At 72.0% G+C, this 22,790-nt stretch carries 16 protein-coding genes; 11 read left to right on the forward strand and 5 right to left on the reverse strand.

What is annotated here, in order from left to right:
* Nucleotides 1–7: 7 nt before the first annotated feature.
* Together ABUW04_RS03515 and ABUW04_RS03520 are read right to left on the reverse strand one after the other, a co-directional pair.
* The gene (locus tag ABUW04_RS03515; protein WP_380562567.1) at nt 8–1,159 is read right to left on the reverse strand and encodes a lipid II:glycine glycyltransferase FemX; all 1,152 of its coding nucleotides are present in this window, start codon (nt 1,157–1,159) and stop codon (nt 8–10) included.
* 82 nt (nt 1,160–1,241) lie between these two features.
* A complete protein-coding gene (locus ABUW04_RS03520) occupies nt 1,242–2,336 on the reverse strand; it encodes an endonuclease/exonuclease/phosphatase family protein (RefSeq protein WP_380562569.1) in 1,095 nt (364 codons plus the stop codon).
* A gap of 87 nt (nt 2,337–2,423) precedes the next feature.
* On the opposite strand from ABUW04_RS03520, the gene ABUW04_RS03525 reads away from it, so the two are divergent.
* Together ABUW04_RS03525 and ABUW04_RS03530 are read left to right on the forward strand one after the other, a co-directional pair.
* A complete protein-coding gene (locus ABUW04_RS03525) occupies nt 2,424–3,119 on the forward strand; it encodes a response regulator transcription factor (protein WP_380562571.1) in 696 nt (231 codons plus the stop codon).
* Nucleotides 3,120–3,126: 7 nt separating this feature from the next.
* A complete protein-coding gene (locus tag ABUW04_RS03530) occupies nt 3,127–4,242 on the forward strand; it encodes a sensor histidine kinase (protein WP_380563434.1) in 1,116 nt (371 codons plus the stop codon).
* Between the two features lie 13 nt (nt 4,243–4,255).
* Here ABUW04_RS03530 and ABUW04_RS03535 read toward each other — a convergent pair whose 3' ends face one another.
* Nucleotides 4,256–7,465, reverse strand: a complete 3,210-nt coding sequence (locus ABUW04_RS03535) for a CHAT domain-containing protein (protein ID WP_380562573.1) — start codon at nt 7,463–7,465, stop codon at nt 4,256–4,258.
* 97 nt (nt 7,466–7,562) lie between these two features.
* On the opposite strand from ABUW04_RS03535, the gene ABUW04_RS03540 reads away from it, so the two are divergent.
* The 9 genes from ABUW04_RS03540 to ABUW04_RS03580 all read left to right on the forward strand — a co-directional run bounded on the left by ABUW04_RS03540 (nt 7,563) and on the right by ABUW04_RS03580 (nt 19,862).
* Nucleotides 7,563–7,898 (forward strand): hypothetical protein, encoded by a 336-nt coding sequence (locus tag ABUW04_RS03540; protein ID WP_157623906.1) that lies wholly within the window; start codon nt 7,563–7,565, stop codon nt 7,896–7,898.
* On the forward strand, nt 7,895–9,412 hold the full coding sequence (locus ABUW04_RS03545) for a CATRA conflict system CASPASE/TPR repeat-associated protein (RefSeq protein ID WP_380562575.1): 1,518 nt from the start codon (nt 7,895–7,897) through the stop codon (nt 9,410–9,412). The genes ABUW04_RS03540 and ABUW04_RS03545 overlap by 4 nt, the downstream gene beginning before the upstream one ends.
* Before the next feature lie 192 nt (nt 9,413–9,604).
* Entirely contained in the window at nt 9,605–11,875 is a 2,271-nt protein-coding gene (locus ABUW04_RS03550; RefSeq protein ID WP_380562577.1) for a dynamin family protein, read from the forward strand.
* A complete protein-coding gene (locus tag ABUW04_RS03555; RefSeq protein ID WP_380562579.1) occupies nt 11,865–13,361 on the forward strand; it encodes a hypothetical protein in 1,497 nt (498 codons plus the stop codon). Before ABUW04_RS03550 ends, ABUW04_RS03555 begins: the two co-directional genes overlap by 11 nt.
* Nucleotides 13,358–14,389 carry a hypothetical protein gene (locus ABUW04_RS03560; RefSeq protein WP_380562581.1) on the forward strand — a complete coding sequence of 344 codons (1,032 nt, stop codon included), beginning with the start codon at nt 13,358–13,360 and terminating at the stop codon, nt 14,387–14,389. Before ABUW04_RS03555 ends, ABUW04_RS03560 begins: the two co-directional genes overlap by 4 nt.
* Nucleotides 14,386–15,483: a patatin-like phospholipase family protein gene (locus ABUW04_RS03565; RefSeq protein WP_380562583.1), complete on the forward strand. Its 1,098-nt coding sequence runs from the start codon at nt 14,386–14,388 to the stop codon at nt 15,481–15,483. Before ABUW04_RS03560 ends, ABUW04_RS03565 begins: the two co-directional genes overlap by 4 nt.
* Before the next feature lie 187 nt (nt 15,484–15,670).
* A complete protein-coding gene (locus ABUW04_RS03570; RefSeq protein WP_380562585.1) occupies nt 15,671–17,899 on the forward strand; it encodes a hypothetical protein in 2,229 nt (742 codons plus the stop codon).
* Complete coding sequence (locus ABUW04_RS03575; protein WP_030258650.1) at nt 17,896–19,083, forward strand: ATP-binding protein; 1,188 nt, start codon at nt 17,896–17,898, stop codon at nt 19,081–19,083. Before ABUW04_RS03570 ends, ABUW04_RS03575 begins: the two co-directional genes overlap by 4 nt.
* Complete coding sequence (locus tag ABUW04_RS03580) at nt 19,068–19,862, forward strand: hypothetical protein (RefSeq protein ID WP_380562587.1); 795 nt, start codon at nt 19,068–19,070, stop codon at nt 19,860–19,862. Before ABUW04_RS03575 ends, ABUW04_RS03580 begins: the two co-directional genes overlap by 16 nt.
* Here ABUW04_RS03580 and ABUW04_RS03585 read toward each other — a convergent pair.
* Both ABUW04_RS03585 and ABUW04_RS03590 read right to left on the reverse strand, forming a co-directional pair.
* A complete protein-coding gene (locus ABUW04_RS03585) occupies nt 19,840–21,168 on the reverse strand; it encodes a hypothetical protein (protein WP_380562589.1) in 1,329 nt (442 codons plus the stop codon). The two genes, ABUW04_RS03580 and ABUW04_RS03585, sit on opposite strands and share 23 nt — an antisense overlap.
* A complete protein-coding gene (locus tag ABUW04_RS03590) occupies nt 21,161–22,219 on the reverse strand; it encodes a hypothetical protein (protein WP_380562591.1) in 1,059 nt (352 codons plus the stop codon). The genes ABUW04_RS03585 and ABUW04_RS03590 overlap by 8 nt, the downstream gene beginning before the upstream one ends.
* Between the last annotated feature and the right edge of the window lie 571 nt (nt 22,220–22,790).

The raw sequence follows: 22,790 nt of genomic DNA on the forward strand, positions 1-22,790 counted from the left end.
GTGATCCTCACCGTCCGCGCCCCTTCATGTAGAGGTCGAAGGCCCGGTAGACCATCGGACGCAGCGGCAGGTCCCACTCGCCGACGTAGCGCACCGCCCGGCCGCCGGTGCCGACCTTGAACTGGACCAGCCCGACGTGTGGGTCGTCGGCGTCCAGGGTGGGGGTGATGCCGCGCAGGTCGTAGACGTCGCAGCCGCCCGCGAGCGAGTCGCGGATCATCGCCCACTGGCAGGCGTTGGAGCCGCGTACCTCGCGCTTCTCGGTGGAGGAGGCGCCGTAGGAGTACCACGCGCGGCCGCCGACCCGGATCAGGACGGCGGCGGCGACCAGATCGCCCTGGTGCCGGGCCAGGTAGAGCCTGATCCGCTCGGGGTCCTCGGCGCTCAGCGCCGCGAACATGGTCTCGAAGTAGTGCAGCGGCCGCGGGGTGAAGCGGTCGCGTTCGGCGGTGTGGACGTAGAGGTCGTGGAACGCCTTGAGGTCCGCGCCGACGGTGACCTCGACTCCCCCGTTCGCCCTGGTCGCCTTCCTGATGTTGCGGCGCCAGAGCTGGTTCATGCCCCGCAGCAGGTCGTCCTCGGTCCGGCCGGCCAGTGGGAGCTCGTACTTGAACTGCGGATGCCCGACCCCGAAGCCGTCCTCCGGACTCTGCGGCAGCCAGCCCGCGGCGCGGAGCCGGTCGGCCACCCGGGCGCCGACCGGGTCGGTCCGATCGGCGGGCATGTCGGTGAGCCGGCTGGTGCCCGGGGCGGCGATGCCCTCCTTGACCTGGGCGGCGCTCCAGGCGTCGGTGGGCACCGGCGGGCCGAGCCGGATCGCGAAGGCGCCGCGTGCCTTGAGGTGGGCCGCCAGCGGGTCCAGCCACGGGGCGAGCTCACCGGTCCAGTCGATGACCGGCCCCTCGGGCAGGTAGGCCAGGGTGAAGCGTCGGAGCCGCGGTACCGGTCGGTGCAGGACGAGCCCTGCACCGACCAGTCGCCGGCCGTCGTACCAGCCGAGGGACTCGCTGCGCCACTCGGTCTTGACCCGACCCCAGGCCGGGGTCTGCAGGAAGCTGACCGACCGCTGGGTGCGGACGAACGCCAGGTGCTCGGTGGCGCTGATCGACCTGACGGTCAGTCTGCTGCCCGCAGTCGGTGCTGGTTGGCTGAAGTGCATGCCCTCAGTCAAGGCGGCGCGGTGTTGCCGGTCCGTATGCGGTTTTCGATACGCCGGCGATACGTCCGATACGTCCGGCAGGTCACCAGCTGATGCCGGCCGCCACCGGCAGGTGGTCGCTGCCGGTGGCCGGGAGCACCCACGAGCGGTCCGGCTGCACGCCGCGGACCAGGATCTGGTCGGTCCGCACCATCGGGAACCGGGCCGGCCAGGTGAAGCCGAAGCCGGCCCCGGCCGCGGTCTGGGTCGAGCGCAGCTGGGAGGTGAGGCCGGAGAGCGCCCGGTCGTCCGTGCTGCCGTTGAGGTCGCCGAGTACCACCACCGCCTTGCTGGGAGCGGCGGCCACGGCCCGGCCGAGGGCCTGCACGCCGATGTCCCGCGAGGCCGTCCAGAAGCCGGCCCGGGGGTTCACCCGTACGGACCCCAGGTGGGCCACGTACACCGTCAGCGGTCCGTGGTCGGTGGCCACGGTGGTGCGCAGCGCCCGGTTCGCGGGCAGTTCCTGGGCGGCGGTCTTGGTGGCCGCCAGCGGTCCGAAGTCCATGACGTCGATCGGCCGGGTGTCCGACAGCGGCAGCTTGCTCCACAGCCCGACCGTGCCCTGCACGGTGCGGTACGGGTACGTCCTCGCCAGCTCCTTCTCGTAGACGCCGGTGGCCTGCGGGGTCAGCTCCACCAGGGCCAGCAGGTCGGCGCCGGAGGCGGCCAGGGCGCGGGCGGTGCCGGCCGGGTCGCGGTTGCCGGCGTCGACGTTCTGCTCGGCCACGGTGAGCTGGCTGCCGGGCTGCGACTTGTCGCCGAGCAGTCCGCCGAAGAGGTTCAGCCACACCACCACCGGCAGCAGCAGCGCGACCACCGCGGCGGCCGAGCGGCGCCACAGCGCCCCGGCCAGCAGCGCCGGGACGAACAGTCCGAACCACGGCAGGAAGGTCTCCACCAGGCTGCCGAGGTTCCCGGTCCACCCGTTGGGGATCTCCGCGTGCAGCAGCATCAGCAGCCCGAGCAGCAGCGCCAGCGCCGCGAGCACCGGGCCGCGCCGCCAGGGCCCGGGGCGCAGCAGGCCGCGCAGCACCGAGCGGATGCGCGCACCCCGCGGCCCGGCGGGGCCCTCGGGAGGGACAGGGGTCTGCGGTGCGGATTGCGGTTCGGTCTGTGCTGCCGGCGGGGTGTGGTGCATGCCGCCAGTCAACGCGGCGCGATGTTGCCGGCGCGTATGGGTTTTCCGATACGCCGACGATACGTACCGGCTCGTAGCATCGGGTGCATGCGTGTGCTGATCGTCGAGGACGAACTCTTTCTGGCCGAAGCCGTCCGTGACGGCCTGCGCCTGGAGGCGATCGCCGCCGACATCGCCGGTGACGGCGACACCGCCCTGGAACTGCTGAGCGTCAATGTCTACGACATCGCCGTCCTGGACCGCGACATCCCCGGACCCTCCGGCGACGAGATCGCCAAGAGCATCGTCGCCTCCGGCAGCAACATGCCGATCCTGATGCTCACCGCGGCCGACCGGCTGGACGACAAGGCCTCCGGCTTCGAACTGGGCGCCGACGACTACCTCACCAAGCCCTTCGAACTCCAGGAGCTCGTGCTCAGGCTCCGAGCGCTCGACCGCAGGCGCGGCCACAGCAGGCCGCCCGTGCGCGAGATCGCCGGACTGCGCCTGGACCCGTTCCGCCGCGAGGTCTACCGGGACGACCGCTACGTCGCGCTGACCCGCAAGCAGTTCGCCGTGCTCGAAGTCCTGGTCGCCGCCGAGGGCGGTGTGGTCAGCGCCGAGGCACTGCTGGAGCGGGCCTGGGACGAGAACGCCGACCCCTTCACCAACGCCGTGCGCATCACCGTCTCGGCGCTGCGCAAGCGCCTGGGCGAGCCCTGGATCATCACCACCGTCCCGGGCGTCGGCTACCGCATCGACCGGCAGCCGTCGGCCGGAGCCGAGGGAGGACAGCATGGATGAGGACACCATGGAGCGAGCGCCCGGGTTGAGCGTCCGCCTCAAGCTCACCCTCAGCTACGCCGGATTCCTCATGGTCGCCGGCGTCCTGCTGCTCGCGGCGGTGTGGCTGTTCCTGCTGCGCTACGTCCCCGACCGGGCGATGCTCTACGTCCCCGACAGCCGCAGCCTCAATGGCGGTGTCTTCCCGGTCCGCTCCAGGCTGCTTCAGGTCTTCGCCCCCAGGGCGGCCGAGGTGCTGGCCATCCTGCTGGTGTTCGGCCTGGTGGGCGGGTGGATCCTGGCCGGCCGGATGCTCGCCCCGCTGACCCGCTTCGCCGAGGCCACCCGGCTGGCCACCACCCGGTCGCTGTCCCACCGGATCCGGCTGCCGGGCCGCAACGACGAGTTCCGCGAACTCGCCGACGCCTTCGACGCCATGCTGGCCCGGCTCGAAGCACATGTCGCCGGCCAGCAGCGGTTCGCCGCCAACGCCTCGCACGAACTGCGCACCCCGCTGGCGATCTCGCAGGCGCTGCTGGACCTGGCCCGTACCGATCCGACCCACGACACCGGCGAGATCTTCCACCGCCTGCGCGCCGTCAACACCCGGGCGATCGACCTCACCGAGGCGCTGCTGCTGCTCAGCCGTGCCGACCAGACCTCGTTCACCCCGGAACCCGTCGACCTGTCGCTGCTGGCCGAGGAGGCCACCGAGACGCTGCTGCCGCTCGCGGAGAAGCGTGGCGTCACCATCGCGACCTCCGCCGACCCCACCCCCACGACGGGGTCCCAGGCGCTGCTGCTGCAGCTGACCACCAACCTGGTGCACAACGCGATCGTCCACAATCTGCCCGACCGGGGCACCGTGTGGGTGAGCACCGGCGTGCGCTTCGGCAGAGCGGTGCTCACAGTCGAGAACACCGGTGAGCGGCTCACCCCGCAGCTGGTCTCGACGCTCACCGAACCCTTCAGCCGCGGCACCGAACGGGTCCGCACCGACCACGCCGGCGTGGGCCTTGGCCTGGCGATCGTCAAGACCATCACCCTGGCCCACGACGGAACCCTCACCCTCACCCCACGCCCCGCCGGCGGCCTCCGCATCACGGTGGAACTGCCCGCGCCGGACCCCCGGACCGACGGCTGAGGCTTCAGCGCGTTCAGGGGCCGAAGTGCACGTGGCCGCCCCAGGCGATCGGGCCGGCGTCCGCGTAGGCGTCCCGGGCGGCGTGGACGGCGCGGTGTACGGCCAGGGCCGGTGGGACCGGGGTGCCCGGTCGCTGCAGCGCGGTGTGGACCGCGAGGGTGACGTCCGCCGAGGTCTCGGCCAGTACCTGCCACAACGTGCCGATGACGTGTGGGAACCCGGCGAGCTGGAAGGCCGAGCAGAGGTGGATGGCCTCGTCCTCGGTCTCCTCGCCGGGCACCGCCGTCTCGCAGGCGGCCAGGAAGGCCAGCCAGGCCTTCGGCAGGTCCTGGCCGGCGATGTCGGCGAAGCGCAACGGGCCGTCGTGGAGCCGGAGGAAACTGTCCGCCGGGGAGTCCGGGTCGGCCCGGCCGTGGCAGCTGAAGTGGACCACGGCGCAGTCCGGGAGGTGGTCCAGCACCGCGCGCCGGGTCGCCGCGGGGCCGGTCAGCCGGATCGCGTCGGCCAAAGGCGCGGGGATTCCCCGCCCCGGGGCCACCACCAGGGCGGGACCGGAGCCCCTGGCCGGTGTGCGGCCCAGATCGCGGGCCAGCGCCCGCAGGGTGGCCGAGTAGGAGGAGACCACCCGGTCCAGTACGGTCCTCGGCCGGCCCTGCTCGCGGTGGTGGCCTGCGGCGTGCAGCGGCAGCAGGCTGAGCGCTCCGGTCGGGATCCACCACACCCGGCCCTCCGCGCCGCCGGCGCCGCGGTGGCCCAGACGCTCCAGCACCGGGCCGGCGAGCACGTCCCACAGCCACTCGGTCATCTCGTGCGCGTCGTCCACGGCCGTGGCGGTGGGGTTCTCGACGGCTTCCAGGAAGCGGCGGGCCCGGCCGAGGGCGTCGTCGTGGGTCAGCTCGGGCAGGCGCAGCGACTGCACGCCCTGCGCGGTGAGGATGAGCGCGTCGCAGCGGCTGTCGTCCAGATTGATGCTGACGGCCGCGCCGTCGCCGAGCAGGGGGCGCAGTCGGTCCAGGTCGGTGGGCGGGTACAGCGTGCGCACCGCGGGATCGGTCAGCAGCTCCCGGTTGGCCCGGGCGCGCCGCCGCCGCGCCGCGCCGTCCTCCGTCGCCTCCGCCGAACCGGGCGGTGGGGCGGCAGTGAACGGGGCGTCAGTCGCCCGTCCGTCCTCGAAGGAGGCGCGGATCAGCGCGCGGTAGCGCTCGGCCTGGTCCGCGGGCAGCCGCTCGGCCTCCGAACGCATCCCCCAGGCCGGGGCGAGCAGGATGCCCCGGCCCCGGTCCAGCGCGGCCAGGGCGAGATCGGGCCGGTCCCGTTCCAGTTGGACGGCGCAGGCCGCGGCGGCCAGCCCGGAGAACTTCTTGATCTGCAGCTCCCGGCTCTCCCAGCCCAGCAGTGTCGGCTCGGTCAGCGGCCCCAGCAGGTCCAGCGCCAGGTCCAGGCATTCGGCGGCGTCGTCCCAGAGCCGGCGTTCCGCTGCCAGCACGCCGCCGTCGGCCGCCGCCAGAGCGCGCACCAGGATCGGGGCCCCCGTGGTCCTGGCGGCGTCGCGGTAGGCGGACACCGCGCGGGACAGCGCGGCGGGGTCCGCCTCGTAGCGGTGGTGGGCCTCGGCGACCATGCCCAGGACCAGCAGGGCGCGGGCGCGCACCGCGTCGTGCCCGGGCTGTTCGGGGACGGCCGCCTCCGCCGCGCGGTACGCCGCGTCACGCGCGTCGGCGGAGTCGGGGATCGGTAGCGCCCAGGGGTTGTGGTTGTGCTCGTAGACCAGGTGCCGGACGTTGGCGAGGTTCAGCCGGGCCCCGGTCAGGTGGGCGCGGTCGGGGTCGAGGGCGACCGCCCGTTCGGCGGCCGCCAGGGCCTGGGCGAGGTCGTCGGTGCGGTCGTGGTCGGTCAGGTAGCGCAGCCGCAGCACGTAGGCGAGGTTGCTGAGCAGGGCGTCGAGGTCGGGGGAGCCTTCGGCCGTGAGATCCACCGCCCGCCGCACCGCGTCGACGGCGCGGTCCAGCAGTTCCGGTTCCTCGGTGCGCTGGTTCAGTTGGACCAGCAGGTTGGCCTGGGCGGTGAGGTAGGACGGCATCCGGGGATGGGCCGCGGGTGTCCTGGACACCGCGGCGGTCACGGCCCGCACGGCCTCGTCCAGGTCCGCCAACTCCCCGTGCAGCAGGTAGCGCTGGGCGAGGGCGTTGGCCAGGTGCAGTTCCGGCGCCCCCTGGCTGCCGATGACCACGGCGGACGCCTCGACCGACGCCCGGGCGGCTTCGACAGCGTCGTCCTGGCCGCTGTCGTCCCGGCCGCCGCCCCGCAGCGACCGGATGCGCAGCGCCTCGGCCAGCAGTGAGCGGGCATGCGCCGCCCGGACGCCTTCGGGCGGCAGGAGTGCCAGAGCGGCGTTCAGCGTGGCGACGCCCCGGTCCAGGTCGTCCTCGGAACCGGTCCGCTCGCCGCGGGTGGCCAGCAGCACGCCGAGGTTCACCAGGTAGACCGGTGCCTGCGGGTCATCGTCGGCAACCGTCCCGGCGACCTGGTCCATCAGCTCGACCGCCCGGTCCAGGCTCTCGATGTCCCCGGTGGTCCCGAACCACAGGTGCAGCGCCCCGGCCAGGTCGTTGGCGATGCCGAGCTGCGCCGAGGGGTCCCTGCTCCCGGACAGGGCGGCCACCAGCAGCCCCAGCGCCCGTTCGAGGTCCGGCCGCCCGCGGCCGGCCCGGTAGCCGGCGGTCAGGATGACGCCGAGGGACGCCTGCGCGTCCGCCCTCGCGGACACCGGGCCCTGGGCGATCACCTGCTCGGCGAGGTCCGCCGCGCGATCGAGGTCTCCCGTTCCGTCCCCGGCCCCGGCCCCGTCCCCGTCCCCGGCGCCCGGCCGCGCGGGGACCTGGGCGCGGAGCCGGTAGCAGTGGGCCAGCGTGAGCAGCAGGGCGCTGTCCGCGCCGACCGCTGCATCCGGCGAACCGCCGTGCAGTTCCTCGCCGATGGCGATGGCCGCGGCCAGGTCCGTCAGGTCGGTGCCGAGACTCTCGAACCTGTCGACCAGTGCGGTCATCAGGTCGACGGCCAGCGACCGGGTCTGCGCGGACCGGCTCGGGCAGCGGGACTGCGCGGTCTGATAGGCCGTCAGAACAACGTCCAGATCCCTGGGTTCGGCACTCCGCTCAAAGGCGTCGAAGAAGTGCCGAACCATTCCCCAGACGATGTCGTACAGGGCGGATTCCTGGTCCACTGGCGCCTCCCCCGATCCGGACGCCTCGCGCCGAGGTCGCTGATGTTCCATCATGTACCTCTGACAGCTGATCAGTCGGCGGAGCAGAGGGCTGCGAGTGGCGATCCGGGAAGACAGACTACGGGCGGCGGCACGGCGGTTGGAGCTGATCCGCACGGACTGGTCGATGCCGCTGCCGCGCTGGACGGCGCTGCCGGAGCCGTTGTCCGCGCTGGACTCGGCGCTCGCGGCGGACGATCCGGCGGCCTTCGACCGGGCGCTGGGATGGCTGACCAATCGCGGCCCGGTGCTGCTGGAGGGCGACCTGCCCGCCGCTGCCGCCGAGGCGGGGGCGACGGAGGAGGTCCTGGCGGTCCTGGTCCCGCTGCTGGACCGGCTGACCGAGCGGATCCCCGGACCGCCGCCGGGTCCGGCTCCGGCGCCGGCCCGGTGACGGCCGCCGGGGTCCACCGGGCCGCGCTGGTGGTGCAGCTGTTCCTGCGGACCGACCGGGTGGCCGAACCGGGTTCCGAGACCCGTGCCCTGCTGGAGCGGTGGTGGTCGGCCGGCGACCGGCTGGGCCTGGACGACGCGCTGCCGCCGTGGCCGGACCGGCTGCCTGCGACGGCCGCGGGCGACCGGCCGGACCAGCCCCGGATCGTGGCCGCGCGCCGGCGCCGGGTCCCCGGCGCGCACCGGATCATGCTGGTGATCGCTTACTACGACGTGACGGCGGTGTCCGTGCTGCTCGCGCCCAACGACGACGCGGTCGGCTGGCGGGACCTGACCGAATCCTGGCAGCGGCTGGGCCCCGGCACCGTGCCGGCCGGGACCGCGGGGCTGCTCGGGTCCGCGGAGCTGCTGCTGGGCACGGTGTCCGACGCCATCGCCGCCGCACCGCTCACCGCAGCGACCGCCCGGAGCCTGGGCGCGCGCCTGCCCGCGGACCTGGCACCGTCGGCCCCGGGGATCGCGGCCGACGCGTTCCGGGCCGGACCCGATGGCCGGTTCCCGCTCTGGGAGCTGACACCCCCCTCTGCGCATCCGGAGCGGCGGCGGCTGCTGGTCCTGGCGGGCACCGCCGACGAGCCGGCGCTGAGCCGCTGGGCCTGGCAGGGGAACGCCGCCGGGGCGGCGCCCGCAACGCTGATCCTGCTGCACAGCGCCCGACTGCGGGACCAGTGCGCCCTGCTGCGGCAGGAGCTTCCGGAACTGGACCGGCTGACCCGCCGCGTCGAGGAGGCCTGCGACTCCTCGACCGACCTGCTGCGGTCCTCCCCGCCAGGGCCGGTTCCGGTGGCCCGGCTGGCTGCCGCCGAGGCGGCGCTCAGCGAACTGCGGACCGGGCGCAGCGGCATCATCCGCTCCCTGGCGCTGATGGCGAGCCTCGACGCCACGCTCGCGGCCTGCGAGCAGAACGTGACGGCCGTCGGGACCTCGGCCGGCGCCCTGCTCGACGGTGAACTGCGGTTGGCGCGCTGGGCGCGGGAGCAGCTGGCGGCGACCCGGGCCGGCCTCACCGCCGCAGCCGAGCGGGCCGCCGAGTGCGCCGAGCGCCTGTCCACCGCGGTCGAGCGAGCCGACCGCACCCGCCGCGACCAGCTCTCACTGTTGCAGACCTCGATCGTCGGGGCGCTTCTGATGGCGCTGACGGCCGCTCAGGCGCTGCAGTACACACTGCAGTTGCCCCGACCGGTTCGACCTGCCCTGATCGCTTTCCTGACGCTGGCCGCACTGGTCCTTCCGATGCTGATCCTGCCCCGGCGCACCGCGATCGGCCTGCGGGCGCAGAGCCGGGTCACCGACACCGCCCTGTTCACCGCGGCGGGTGCGGCCACGGCGTGGCTGCTGTCCGCCGTGCTCTGGTCCGCCCTGCACGGAACACCGACGCCGGTGCAGACCCTGGCGGCCGTCGGCCTGGGCGCGGCCCTAGGCGGCGGACTGCGCTGGCGGCTGCTGCGGCCCTGACTGCACAACGCCCCGTCGTACCAGACACATTCAGGACATCAAGCGGGCCAAAACAGACCTGATCACAGCCTGACATAGCTACCATACGGAGCGTATCGGCAGGTGGCAGGCACCGGTCGAACCGTCCTGGGGGGGTCGTGCACCATGGTTCTGCGCGGAGACAGTTACGAGGAGCAGCGGGGAAGAGACGTCGTGGACCTGATCGGACAGGTCCTGCAGAACTTCTCCCAGGCCAAGCAGATGGAACTGGCGTGGAGCCGGAACCTCAACGGGCACGAGGGATCCGTGCAGGCCATGGAGCACCAGCTGGAGGCTGTGCGCGAGGGGGAGCTGCGGATGGCCGTGGTCGCCCCGATGAAGGCCGGCAAGTCGACGCTGGTGAACTCGATCGTGGGGTACGAGTTCCTGCCCGCCCGGGCGGCCGCCATGACCACCCTGCCCACCCGGATCGTGCTGGAACGGCAGGCCACTGACACCGAGTTGTCCAATCGCGAGCCGTTCTCCCCGCGACTGGCGATCACCCCGGCCGACGAGGCGCAGTTCCGCAAGCTGATCTCCTCGCTGCGCAAGGAGCTGCGGGAGCGTGGGCCCGAGATCATCGAGAAGCGCCCCTACCTCGCCGACCTGGTGCAGCGGATCACCTCGGGCCAGGACGTCGGCCTCAAGCGGACCTGCACCGGGCGCGAGGCGGTCCAGATCACCCTGCTGCTGTTGAACGACCTGGTCCGGCTCGCCGCTCTGGTCTTCGGGAACAGCGGCACCTTCCAGCTCTCCGACGTCCCGGTGATCCGCACCTCGTACTGGTCCCCGGACCTCGAAGCGAGCGAGGGCCCGGGGCGGCTGGTGGTGATCGACACTCCCGGACCGGACGAGGAGGACCTCTCCGCGATGCTCGGCGCGGTGGTCCGCACCCAGCTGACCGAGAGTCACATCGTGCTGGTGGTACTGGACTACACCAAGATGGGCGGCCACTCCGACGCCCAGATCCGCACCCTGATGCAGCCGACCCTGGACATCATCGGGACGGAGAAGCTCTACGCCGTGGTCAACAAGATCGACCAGCGCAAGCACGACACCGACCTCGATCCGGACGGCATCCGCAGCTCGGCGGCCGTCAATCTCGGGCTGACGGACCAGGCGGCGCACGAACGGGTGTTCACCGCGTCCGCCGAGTGGGCGCTGCGCGCGGTGCGGGTGCTGGCCGACCTGCGCGGTGGCCAGGTGCCGGCACCCGCCGAGAGCGACAACGCGGTCCAACTCCTCAAGGTGGCCTCGCCGTTGTACTGGCAGGACGAGCTCGAGGACCTGGACCTGCACCGGCTGGAGAAGATGGCCCGGCGCGCTTGGAAGCTCAGCGAGATGAACACGCTGCTGGGATCGGCCATCGCCGGGCTGCGGGCCCGGGCACTGCCGCTGGCGCTGGAGGCGGCTCTGCTCAAGGCGGCCGGCGAGGTGGCCGACCTGCTGGCGGCGATCGCCGCCCGGCGGGATCTGATCGGCCGTAAGTCGGACACGCTCACCCAGGCCGCGGCACAGATCGCGGACGAGATGACGACGATCGGCACCTTCCGCGACAGCGTGGCTCCCCCCGACGCGATCGTGAAGCGCCTGCGGGCGCAGGTGGACAGCCTCCTGGACACGGCCACGGATTCCGGACGCACCATCACCCAGCGGCTGCGGGACGGGATCAGACGTGAGGCGGCCGGCGACAGCGGCCTCACCGGAATGGTGCGGAAGATCTTCCGGGTCCGCGGCGACGACACCTTGGAGTTCGACTCGGAGGACGCGGCCAACTACTTCATCCACGCCCACACCGTGCAACCGCGCCGGGAGTTGGAGGATGCCCTGGCCACCGCACGGAGCAGGATCGAGTCGACCCTGCGCGACTCCGCACTCCAGTACGTCAATGCCGAGAGAGCGAAGGTCCAGCCCATCGTGCAGCGAGCCGCGGCCCGGCTCAAGGCGGAGTTCGACATCGACTTCGCGGTACCCGACCTGAGCCTGCCCACCGGTTCGGTCGCGGCGGCGACCGCCCCCGAGAGCGAGACCCGCACCACCCAGCGCCAGGAGGAACGCGAGGTCCACCGGCGCTCGTACCGGACCATGTGGCTCTGGAAGACCACCTTCACCGAGACGGTCAGCGTGGACGTCACCGACACCACCTACCTGGTGCGGGCCGACGCCCTGGTGAAGGCCCTGCGGGACTCCTACACCGCGCAGGTGAACGGCATCCGGACCAGTCTGGGCAGCCATGTGTCCCAGGTCCTGGTGGACCAGATCAACGAGTACTACGACAACGTGGAGGCGTTCCTGCAGCGCTACCGGGACATCCTGGACCAGTCCTCCCAGGACAACGCCCTCCAGGAGCAGGAGCAGTCGGACCTGCGCCGGGAGCTGGAGGTGTTCCACGCCTCCGTCGACGGCCTGCGCCGCGACATCGAGAGTCAGCTCCGTGCGGCGTGAACCGTCGGGGCTGACCGCCAGGCCGCTGCCCCCGTCGATGCCCGCGCGCTGGGTGTACGCCCTCAGCGCCCTGCACACCGCGGCCCGGGACGCGCTCGGGCTGCCCTTCGGCGGGGCGCCTCCGCTGCCACCGGACACCGCCGCGCAGCTGCGGGCGCTGCTGCCGTCACTGCGCGAGGCTCCGGCCGGACGGCTGGAGTACCGCGTGCCGCTGATCGCCCCGATGAAGGCGGGGAAGTCGACGCTGATCAACGCGCTGCTCTGCCAGGACCTGCTGCCGGCCCGCGGCCCGGCCATGACCATCCTGCCGACCCAGGTGGTGCCGGTGACCCGGCAGGGCACCCCGGAGCCCGTACTGACCTTCGCGGACGCCACCGTCGCCGTCCTGGCCGACATCGCCGGACGGCTGGCCGCCCCGGACCGGCGGTCCGCACTGGCCGCCGCGGTGAAACGGTCCCCGCAGCTCGCACAGGTCGCCACGGCGATCAGCGGCGGGCCACGGCCGGCCCCCGAAGCGCACCGGTCGGGAACCCGCGCCGTGCGCCGGGGACTGGCCGAGACCAACGACCTGCTCCGGCTGGCGCTGTCGGTGCTCCAGGACACGGCGCTGCCCCTGATCCAGCTGCTGCGCGCGCCCGAGGTGGTGGTCCCGGTGCCCTGGCTGGAGCGGGAACCGGTCGGCGGCTGGCTGGTCCTGGTGGACACACCTGGACCGGACGAGAACCTGCTGCCCGGTGTGCTGAACGGATTCGTGGCCGCCGAGGTGGCCAGGGCCCACGAACTGCTGCTGGTGGCGGACGCCACCCGGATGGAGGCGAGCGCCGAGGCCTCGGTGGCGCGTCTGGTCGACGAGGCGCTGGTGTGGCCGGGCCGCACCGGGGTGCGGGTGGTGGTCAACCGGGTGGACATGGTGCCGCAACTGGAGTCCACCCCGGCCGGCCGGATCGCCCAGCCCCCCTCCGCGGAACTGCGCTCGGTGCTGCGCAGGCTCACCCCGGCCAGGTCGACGGCCGAGCGGACCGCGGACCCGGCCGACCACGCGGTGTGCACCGCGGCCCGGCAGGCGCTGGAGGCGGCCACCGTGCTCTGGCCGGACCCGAACCCCGACCCGGACGCGGCGGATCCGTCCGGATCGGCCCGGTCCGCGTTCCTGCGCACCCTGTTCCCCCTGGACGCCGACGGCGAGCAGCCGCCGGCCCGGGACCCCGGCTGGGTCAGGGACCGCGCCTCGGACGCCTGGCGCCGCTCGGGCGTGCCGTACCTGCTGGACTCGTTCCTCGGCGCCTGCGCGGAGGAGCCGGGACGGATGGCCGTGCGCGTCCTGCTCGACCGGCTCACCCAGGCCGTCGGAACACCCGACCCGGCCGTCGCGGTCACCCTGCCGCGGAAACCCCTGGACGTACTGGCCCTGCGCAAGGAATCCGTGCGGGCGCTGGTCCAGGGCCCGGACAGCACACCCGGTACAGACTGGAGCGCGACAGGATGACCACGACCACCGATGTGTCGAGAATCGCGCAGGAACTGCCGCCGATCGCCGACCGGGCGCTACTGGAGCTCGCCAACTCCCTGGTGGTGGCCGACGACCTCAACTCGTTCCGCCGCGAGCAGTCGGCGATCGGCGGCATCGTCGCCCGGATCACCGGAAGCGACCGCAAGCGGGCGCTGCTGACCGAGCGGGCCCTCACCGACGGCCAGCGGGCCCTGGTCAGCTGGCTCACCGAGGTCTCCGGCCACGTCACGGTGACGGACCTGGCCGTCGCCGAGGTCGCCAGGCACGTCCAGGAGACCCGACGCCGGATCGACCGCACCGCCGACCGGGCCGCAGCCCAACTCGGCGAGCTCGCCGAAGTGGTGGCCATGATCGCCGAGGCCTGCGAGGAACGGATCGGCTCCCTGGACGCCCGGGTCTCCGCGCTGGAGGAGGCCCAGCTGATGCTGCAGCTGCGCCTGGACGCGGACACGGCGTTCGAACTCGCGCTGGAACGCTGGTCGGCCGGACGGACCTACCCGGGTCTGCCCTGGATCCTGCAGATCGTGCTGCTGGCCGGAGAGATCGCCCAGGGACCGGCCGGGCGCTACGCCCGGCTCAGCGGCACCGACACCGTCAGCGACCGACTGGTGCACCGGATCCTGGCCTCACCGCGGTCCGCAGCGGTGCTGGAGCGCCCGGGGATCGTCATCACCCGCATGATCGACGACGACTGTCGGGACGCGCCGGACGCCGGGCGGCTGCGACTCGTCGCGGAGATCCTGGGCGCCGGGCTGCAACCCGGGCTCGCCCCGGAACAGGGCCCGCTGGTCTCGATGGTGGCGGACGCCACCGAGCTGTGGACCCGTCCCGACTCCGAGCGTCCGCCCGAACCAGCCGCAGCCGCACGCGAGTTGGCCATTCGGCGGCCCGGCTGGGTGCCGCGCACCAGCGACCCCTACTCGCTGGTGGAGCGCGTCGTCCGCGAGCAGGCCGAAGCGGCGCGGAAGCGTCGCGACGCACTGGCAGCGGAGCAGCAGTCATGAGCGAGATCGGCGATCTCGGCGAACTCGCCCGCCGCGCTCGGCAGCTGGCGCCGGGAAGCGGTACAGGGACCGGGTCGGAACTGGAACGCGTCGGGACTGCCGGGACTCAGCGCGGAGTGGAACCCGGTGCGCCCACCGGGCCGGATCGCGGGCCGGTTCCGCGCATCGGTCTGGTGCTGTCCGGGGGCGGCGCCAAGGGCGCCTACCACGTCGGCGTGCTGGAGTACCTGGCCTCGGTCGGCACCCGGCTGCACGCCATCGCCGGTGCCAGCATCGGGGCGCTGAACGGCGCGGTCATCGCCGGGTCGGACTCGCTGGACGCGGCGGCGGCCCACCTGGCCGAGGTCTGGGACGAGGTCGGCAGGCTAGGCCCTGCGGGCTCGCTCAGCCGGGAGGACCGCGACGAGAACACCCTCGAACAGCTCGCCCGGCTGCCCTCGCGCCTGACCCACCCCGCCGTCAGCCCCCAGCACCTGGAGCGGCTGGTCGCCGAGCACGTCGATCCCGGCCGGCTGCGCACCGGGACGCCCATCTGGGTCTCCGCGTTCCCCGCCGTGGAGGGAATCGACCCGCTCAACCGCTGGGGCTGGGCGGTGGACGTGGTCAGGTCCCGCCTGGGCGCGTCGGTGGAGTGGCTGCACCTCAACGGGCTGTCGGACCATGACTGCCGCCAGGCCGTCCTGGCCAGCGCGGCGCTGCCGCTGATCCTGCCGCCCCGGCGACTGAACGGTCGGCTCTACCGGGACGGCGGGCTCGCCGACAACACCCCCGCCGGCGCGCTGGTGCGGCACGCGGGCTGCGACATCGTCATCGTGGTCCACCTGTCCCGGGGCTCGACCTGGGACGCCCACGACTTCCCCGGAACCAGCATGATCGAGATCCGGCCCCGTCGACCGCTGGCACCGGCGGGGCCCGGCGGCGACATGACCGGAATGCTGGACTTCTCACCGCACCGGCTGCGCAGGCTGCGCGCACAGGGCCGCGCCGACACCGCGGCCATCCTCGACCCGCTCGCCGAGACGCTGCACAGCGTCACGGCCCTGCGCTCGGCCGAGGCAGCAATGCTGACAGCCCTCGACGGCCTCGACGAGTGAGGCCATCTCCCGTCCCTGGCCTGCTCATTGATGAGCTGTCAACTTGCACTGTTCACTATCCGCTGCACCCGCCACTGCGGCACCATGGAAACAGACAATGGCTGGTAGCACCTGTGCCGGCTTCTCTGGGGGGAGACACACATTGCCGACCAACAACGAGCGCATAGCAGCCGTTCTGGAAGCCCGGATGCGCCAGATCCCGATGGTGGAGCGGGAGACCGCCTACTGGACCACCGTCAGGGGAATGATCGCCGATCTCGGGGCCGCCCTCGACGACCTGCGCGAGGGGGACGAGGTCACCGCGATCGCGGCGACCGCCGACCTGGACGTCGCGGCGATGGACGCCATCGCCGTGGCCGCCCTGGGAGCACTGGCGGGCGTACGGTCACGGGTCAGCCGCAGGACGATCAACATCGGCGTCAGCGGCCGGGCCAGGAACGGAAAGAGCACCCTGCTGCAGTCACTCTCCGGCCTGAGCGACGATCAGATCCCGGCCGGCCGCGGCCAGCCGGTCACGGCCGTGCGCAGCAGCATCTACCACTCGACGGTGCGCACCGGGGCCGTGCTGACGCTGCACAACGAGGCCTCCTTCTGCGCCGGTGTGCTCGCGCCCTACCACCGGGCGTTGAACCTCATGCCGACGCCGAGGACCCTGCTGGAGTTCAGCACCTTCCGCTATCCGCCCACCGCCGACGAACTCACCGGTGACGTCGGCCCCCATCCGAAATCCGGTCCCATGCTGGCCCGGTTGCGCGAGATGCAGCGGGCCCTGCCCTCGTTCCGTGGCTACCTGACCGGGCATCAGCGCGAGGTCACCCTGACCGAGTCCGAACTGGCGTCGCTCAAGGACTGGGTGGCTTATCCTGCGGCGACGACCGGCCCGGGTGTACCCGACCGCCGCTATCTCGCGGTCAAGGATGCCGCCGTGACCTGCAGGTTCCCCATCGACGACGTGGCCGACCTCGGCCTGGTCGACCTGCCGGGGCTGGGCGAGCTGGTCCCCGACGCCGACCGGCACCACCTCGACGGCCTCAAGGACGACGTCGACTTCGTGATCGTCGTCAAACGCCCCACCGACACCAACGCCCTGTGGTCGGTCGAGGACGGCGACGCCCTGCAGCTCATCATCGACGCCAGCGGCGCGGCAGCGGTGCGGGACTTCGTCACCATCCTGGTCAACTCCGGTGGCTGCGCCGCCGAGAACATCGACGCCCTCCAGCGGGACATCCGCGACCGGCTCAACGAGGGCCTGGACGACCGCTCCTACAACGTGATCACGGCGGACTCCGCCGACCGCGAGCAGGTGAAGGAGCAGGTGCTCCAGGTCGTCCTGGAACACCTCGCCACTGCCCTGCCCCGGATGGACGCCGACGTCTTCGCCTTCGCCCAGGCCGCCTGCGAGACCGGCCGCGAGCAGCTCCGCGGTCTGATCGGACGCCACCTCGCCGCGCTGCGATCGATCCACACCCCCAGCGAGCTGCTGCGCCTGGACCACAAGCGGACCGAGCTGCTGGACGAGGTGACCACCCATCTGCACGCCTGGATCGAGGAACTCCAGGCCCGGACCGGCGCCGAGTACGCGGATCAGGAGTTCCTCGACGAGGTGACCAAGGTCCAGGACCGGGCCAGGAGTTGGGTCATCGACGGCTTTGGCGTCGAAGGCGGGCAAGCAGCCTGGGTCGAGCAGGTCCTGCCGAAGATGCTGCGGGCCGCAGGCCCCGCCACGGTGATGCAGAACACGCTCAACGGAATCCGGACCGAGATCGCCATCCGGTTCAACGACATCGACTCCATGCTGGACAAGCGCCGGAACGAGTTCTGGAAGGGGCTGGCCGGAGGGCTCGGGCCCCGGTTCGCAAACCTCCTGCAAGGCGACAGCCCGGAGGAGGTACTGCGGAACCTGCGCGACACCCTGGACAGCGCCGACCACGACAGTCCCTCCCTGGTGAAGGCCCTCGACCAGGCCCTGGACGTACGGCTGGACTACCGCACCAGGCTGCTGCCCGAGGTGTGGCGCAAGCTGGAGGCGCTGATGCCGTACCACCGCAAGGAGACCGAGGAGCAGTTCTTCTCCATGCTCACGCTTGCCGCGACCGCGGAAGGCGGACACCAGCTCTTCAATCAGATCTCAGGACTGGCCAGGTCGGTCATCACCGACATCGGCGGCATGCTGTCGGGCGAACCGTCGGCGAACGCGCTCATCCTGCTCGCCTACGGGCAGTACTTCGAGGACGCCTTCATCCGGTCGGCCGGGACTCCGGACGACTTCCTCAATGTCACCACCGGCTTCCAGGACCAGCTCTGGCCCGAGGAGGTCTCCGGACCGGCCACGTCCACGGTCCGGATCCAGCGGGCCAAGGACGCGTTGAACCACCTCAACCAGGCGCTGACAGGCAGCAAGAGGAGCAACGGATGAGTGAGCTCGTCGACGTCGAGCAGGAGCCCTTCAGGGTCGCGGTCGTCGGCCCGTCCCGGGTCGGCAAGACCACGCTGCTGACCGCTATCCTCTCCGAGACGGAGCGGCAACTCGCCGGAACGGGCGTCCGCATCCTCGCCGGAGAGACCACCGAGGAGCGCATCCACCAGCAGCGGCGCGCGCTGCGCCGGGCGATCGCGGCCGAGGAGTTCGACGCCGCCGCGCTCAGCGGCAACCAGACGACGTCGTTGTACGAGGTGGTCCTGCGCGCCGACAGCGAGCCGGGCGTGGCTCCGCAGGACCGGATCGATATCGAGATCCCCTTCAGCATCCTCGACTACCCCGGCGGGTGGTTGAACCCGGTCACCCGCAACCGGTCCGCCGAGGCCCAGCAGCAATGGCCGGCCTGTGAGGACCACATCCAGCGGAGCGTCATGCTGCTGGTCCCCATCGACGCGGCGGTACTGATGGAGGCGCGCAAGCCGGCCGAACGCGGATCGGTGGTCGACCTCCTCGGCATCGAGGAGGTCACCGCCATGACCCGGCTCTGGGCCCGCTCCCGCAAGGACAGCGGGAGCGAACCCGCGGTCCTGGTACTGGCCCCGCTCAAGTGCGAGAAGTACTTCGACGACAACGGCGGCGGCGGCAAGGAGGCACCCCGACTCAGGCAGCTCGTCCAGGACACCTACCGTGACGCCGTGGAGGCGGCCGAGGCAGAGGCGCCCGGCCGGGTGAAGGTGGTCTACGCCCCCATCGACACCTACGGCTGCGTCGAACTCATGGAGCCGATCTGGCACGACGTCGGCGGGGAGTATCTGGAGTTCACCGGACACTACCGGTTCCGCGGGCGGCCCCCGCGCATCCAGGAGAAGGCCGCCGCCACGGTGATGCGGGAGCTGTGCCGGTCCGTCATCTCCGCGCAGGCGGCCCGGAACACGGAACTTGCGAGGGCGGCCACCGAGGAACAGCGGAGGATCTTCGAACGGCGCTACCTGCGCAAGGGCTTCTTCGGCGCGCTCACCTTCTATCTGAGCGGCGAGGCTTGGTGGGCCCGGCGCGATGGAATACTGACCGCCAAACAGCTGATCGCGGCCAAGCAGAGCGAACGGAAGCTCAACAGCGCACTCCGCTCCCTGTCCACGGAAGCCGACGACCCCCGGGTGGAGGTGTGGCAGCTGAGGTGAAGCCCTATCTGATGACCCGGGGGTGGGCACAGCAACTCGACTACGACTTCCTCGGCGAGTCGCCCCCCGTTTTCTGGTGGCATCCGCTGGCGCACCGCGGGCGAGTCGTCCTGGAGCAACCGGAGATCGTGGTGCGCGGCGGGGCTTCACCCGCCGTGCTGGTCAGCGGAGTGCCGTCGATCCGACGGGACGTGCGCAGCACAAGGATCCGCTACACGCTGGTCGTGGAGGAGCTGACGGACCAACCCGGGCTGGTCAGGTCACTCGTCGCCATGGGACTCGATCCCGAGCAGCGCGAACGGTTCGGGGCACGCCTCGACGCCGTCTTCGACGCCGATACCGTGGACGGAATGCTGGCCGGCACCGTCCCCTGCGAGCCGGTGGCGGGGCGCCTCGCCGAGCTGCTCGGCGCAGCCTACGCCACGCACCCGGAGCCCAGCGCCGAGGCGGAGATCGACGGGTCGTGGGCAGGACCCGTCGGCGGCGAGCGGGCGCGCGGGGCGTTCCTGGCGCGGATCGAGCGCCTGGCGGCCGGGGAGCCGGGCCTGGCCTTCTCCAGTCATGCACTCACCACCGTGGCCGGAGCCGCGCAGGCAGCCGCCGAACAGCCGGATCCGTGCGCGATCCTGCTGGTCAACGGCGTCCTCACCGAGGTCGAACCGCTCCGCGCGGCACCGGTCGAGCCGTCGTCCGAGTCGCCGGTGGACCGCGCGCAGAACCTCGTGGGCCGCCTCGCCGAGGAGGCCGCGCGGTTGTTCAGGTGCCGCCGGCCGCAGTGATGCCGACGGTCATGGAGACTGCGTGCAGCTTCGCCGAGTTCTGCACCCCGGTGACGGTGGCGACCATCACGTCGGAGGAACCCTTCGTACCTGTGCAGACCGTCAGCCCGGCCCAGGGCCTGACAGCCGGCAGTCGGGCGGACCGGGAGGCCAGCGCCTTCCGACAGTTCTCCGCGGTGACCTCCTGACCGTGCGGGAGCTGGACACCTGTCGTACCGTCAGCTGACGTCAGGGCTCCGGCAGAGGTGAGCTGCAGGCCGTCCAAGCTGCTCCCGCCCTGCAGGGTCGCGTGCACCACGATCGGGGACGGGGACGGGCTGGGGGTCGGCGTTGGCGTCGGCGTTGGATCGGGCGTCGGCGTCGGGGACTGCGTGGTGACGGCGGGCGGCTGCGCACTGCCGACGGTCTGGGAACTGTTCCGGCCCCAGACCAGGTATCCGACCAGCAGCCCGAGCAGCAGGCAGACCACCGACACGGCGGCGGCCGCCCGGAGCCCGCCCCTCGCACCGACCGCGCCGCCGGTTCCGGCCGGGCCTGTGTCCCGGTCCGGGTCAGCGGCTACGTCTTCCGTCGCCGACTGGGGCAGTGGTACCGCCGAGGTCGTGGGCGGCGACGGCAGTTGCACGGGTACTGGTACCGGTACGGCCGGCGGTGCGGCCGGCGTCGCGCGGATGGCACCGATGCCGATGTAGTCAGCGCCGTTCCCGGTGCCGGCGGCCTGCCGGGAGGCCCAGCCGAGCACGACCGTCAGCGGCTTCCCGGTGGCGAGCGCACCGTTCCAGACCTCGGCCCAGCCGCCAGGCTCGACATATCCCCGCCTGGGCAGGCCGGGCGGCCGTCCGACTTCCTCGGCGGAGGCCGGCCACGGAGCAGGAACGGCGGTGCCGGGATCGGGCTCGCCGAGCGCCCAGTACGCCTTGTCCCAGACCCGGCTCATATGGCGTTCGTAGACCTCCGCGGCGCTCTGCTGGTACGCGCCGAGGAAGGTCTCCCAGTCCGGTCCCGCGGACAGGTCCGTGGTCAGCCAGCCGACGAAGCAGTGCAGGTCGCGGCTGCCGTCGGAGTACATCGTGCCGCTCAGCAACCGGGCGCTGCAGGCCACCCCGACCAGGCGCAGTCCGGACCGCTGGGCCAGCAGCAGTCGGGGGCCCTCCCGCAGGTCCTTGCCGTGCGCGACGGCGCACCCCACCACCGTCTCCTGTAACCAGGCGGGATCGGCGGCGGGCGGGCGGACCTGCCACCAGACGTCCGCGCGGGAGTTGCGACCGTAGACGACCGGCGTCCAGACGCCCTCGTGGTCAGACATTCCCGGACATCCACGGAGCCGGGATGACGCCGTCGGGCGACTGCTGCTGATGCAGGATCTCGGAGCGAATCTTGGTGATCTCGTCCGCGTACAGGATCTGCCGCTGCTCCAGCCTCTCCCGCTGCTCCGCGATCCCGTCAAGCTCGGTCCGCAACCGGGCCTGGGCCCGGTTGTGCCCCCAGGGCGGTCGCTCGACGACGGGCTTGAGGAGCTGTCGCTGGATGTCCGCTTCACGCCGGCCCAGCTGTTGAGCCTCCTCGTTGCACTCCGCCAGCCTGGTCTCGTAGAAGTAGACGAGCGCGATCAGCAGCGGAGCGCCGACCCGCTTCGGCTCGACCTTGCCGGTCAGGTGATCGCCGTTAAGACCGAGCGAGCCGATGCTCACCGGACAGATCGCCGAACTGATCTCCGGCAGGAAAGCGTAGGGAAGCAGCCGCTTCGAGACGTCCTCGACGACGTCCTGCATCGAACGGACATTCCCGTTGGCGGCGTCGCCGCTCTGCCAGGAAATCGTGTCGGCCTTGGTGACCAGAACGATGACGGAAGGCTGCGACATGCCGTGGCGCTTCCGCTCCTGGAAGACGTCCGTGAGGATCTTCGTCATCCGCGGTATCTGCATCTCGCTTTTGACCCGGGCGAGATCCGCGGGCGCAATCGGGCGGCGCAGCTTCTCACCGTCCAGGACCACGAAAATCGTGTGGGCCCGATTCACCTGCTCGACCAGCTCGACGCCGTAGCCCTCAGGGGACAGGTCCATGAGCGCATGCGCCCGGAAGTCGGTCCACTTTATGTCGACCTTCCGTTCCAGGCCGCGGCCGAAGACCAGCGTGTATTCCACGGGTTCGCCGTCGGTGGGCGGTACCTGAAGGGTCTCGACGAAGGCGTCCCACGCCGACGCGAAAGCGATGTCCTGTTGGTCGTCGCCCCCACTGTTCAGATTGAATCCGCCGTCAATGCCGTCCATCGTGGAGTACAACGCCATGAGATAGCTGGATTTGCCCGACTTGCTGGCCCCCAGCACCGAGAAAATGGCTTGGTCGAATTGCTGCACATCCGCCCCCCAGCACGATCTGCATGTCGCCCCGCCCTCAATATCCTAAGGCAGCGGCTCGACGCCCACCACAGCCTTCCCGCAATCAACAGGCTTGCCACCAGGAGGAGATGAGCCCGTCACCCTCGAGCAGCGCCCCGCGACAGGAACGCGTAAAGATCACCGAGCAGCGCGTCAGGGCGGCGTCAGGACCGCTCACGGGCCGGGCGAAGCCTCGGCACAGTTGCGGGCGGGGGTCGTTGCGACCCCCGGGGAGGCGCGGTGGGGGGTCGGCGGGGTTGCCGCCCGACCTCGCACAGTCGCACACCCGTCGGCATGGCACTGCTCCGTTCGCGCCGTCGGCTCGTGGGGGGCCGGGCGTATGGCCGACCCGTTGAGGGGTCGGGCTTTCTAGGGGGCGGTGCAACAGAGATGGTGACGGTCAGCGAACGCGATCCCGAGGTGGAAACAGAGCGTCCGACTCCGGGTGGGGGTTCGGACGCACTGCGCCCACGCAGTGGGCGGCGGCGTGGGGCACCCGGACAAGGGCAGGGTGCCCCACGGCCGCCACGCCTGCAGGCACGGCTGCCCC

The sequence above is a fragment of the Streptacidiphilus jeojiensis genome (assembly GCF_042510965.1).
Lineage (GTDB): Bacteria > Actinomycetota > Actinomycetes > Streptomycetales > Streptomycetaceae > Streptacidiphilus > Streptacidiphilus jeojiensis.

Excerpts from the sequence above, each read along its gene's own strand:
- ABUW04_RS03520 (WP_380562569.1), bottom strand. The coding sequence starts at position 2,336 with ATGCACCACACCCCGCCGGCAGCACAGACCGAACCGCAATCCGCACCG.
- ABUW04_RS03565 (WP_380562583.1), top strand. The coding sequence starts at position 14,386 with ATGAGCGAGATCGGCGATCTCGGCGAACTCGCCCGCCGCGCTCGGCAG.
- ABUW04_RS03515 (WP_380562567.1), bottom strand. The coding sequence starts at position 1,159 with ATGCACTTCAGCCAACCAGCACCGACTGCGGGCAGCAGACTGACCGTC.
- ABUW04_RS03585 (WP_380562589.1), bottom strand. The coding sequence starts at position 21,168 with ATGTCTGACCACGAGGGCGTCTGGACGCCGGTCGTCTACGGTCGCAAC.
- ABUW04_RS03525 (WP_380562571.1), top strand. The coding sequence starts at position 2,424 with ATGCGTGTGCTGATCGTCGAGGACGAACTCTTTCTGGCCGAAGCCGTC.
- ABUW04_RS03530 (WP_380563434.1), top strand. The coding sequence starts at position 3,127 with ATGGAGCGAGCGCCCGGGTTGAGCGTCCGCCTCAAGCTCACCCTCAGC.
- ABUW04_RS03575 (WP_030258650.1), top strand. The coding sequence starts at position 17,896 with ATGAGTGAGCTCGTCGACGTCGAGCAGGAGCCCTTCAGGGTCGCGGTC.
- ABUW04_RS03560 (WP_380562581.1), top strand. The coding sequence starts at position 13,358 with ATGACCACGACCACCGATGTGTCGAGAATCGCGCAGGAACTGCCGCCG.
- ABUW04_RS03570 (WP_380562585.1), top strand. The coding sequence starts at position 15,671 with ATGCGCCAGATCCCGATGGTGGAGCGGGAGACCGCCTACTGGACCACC.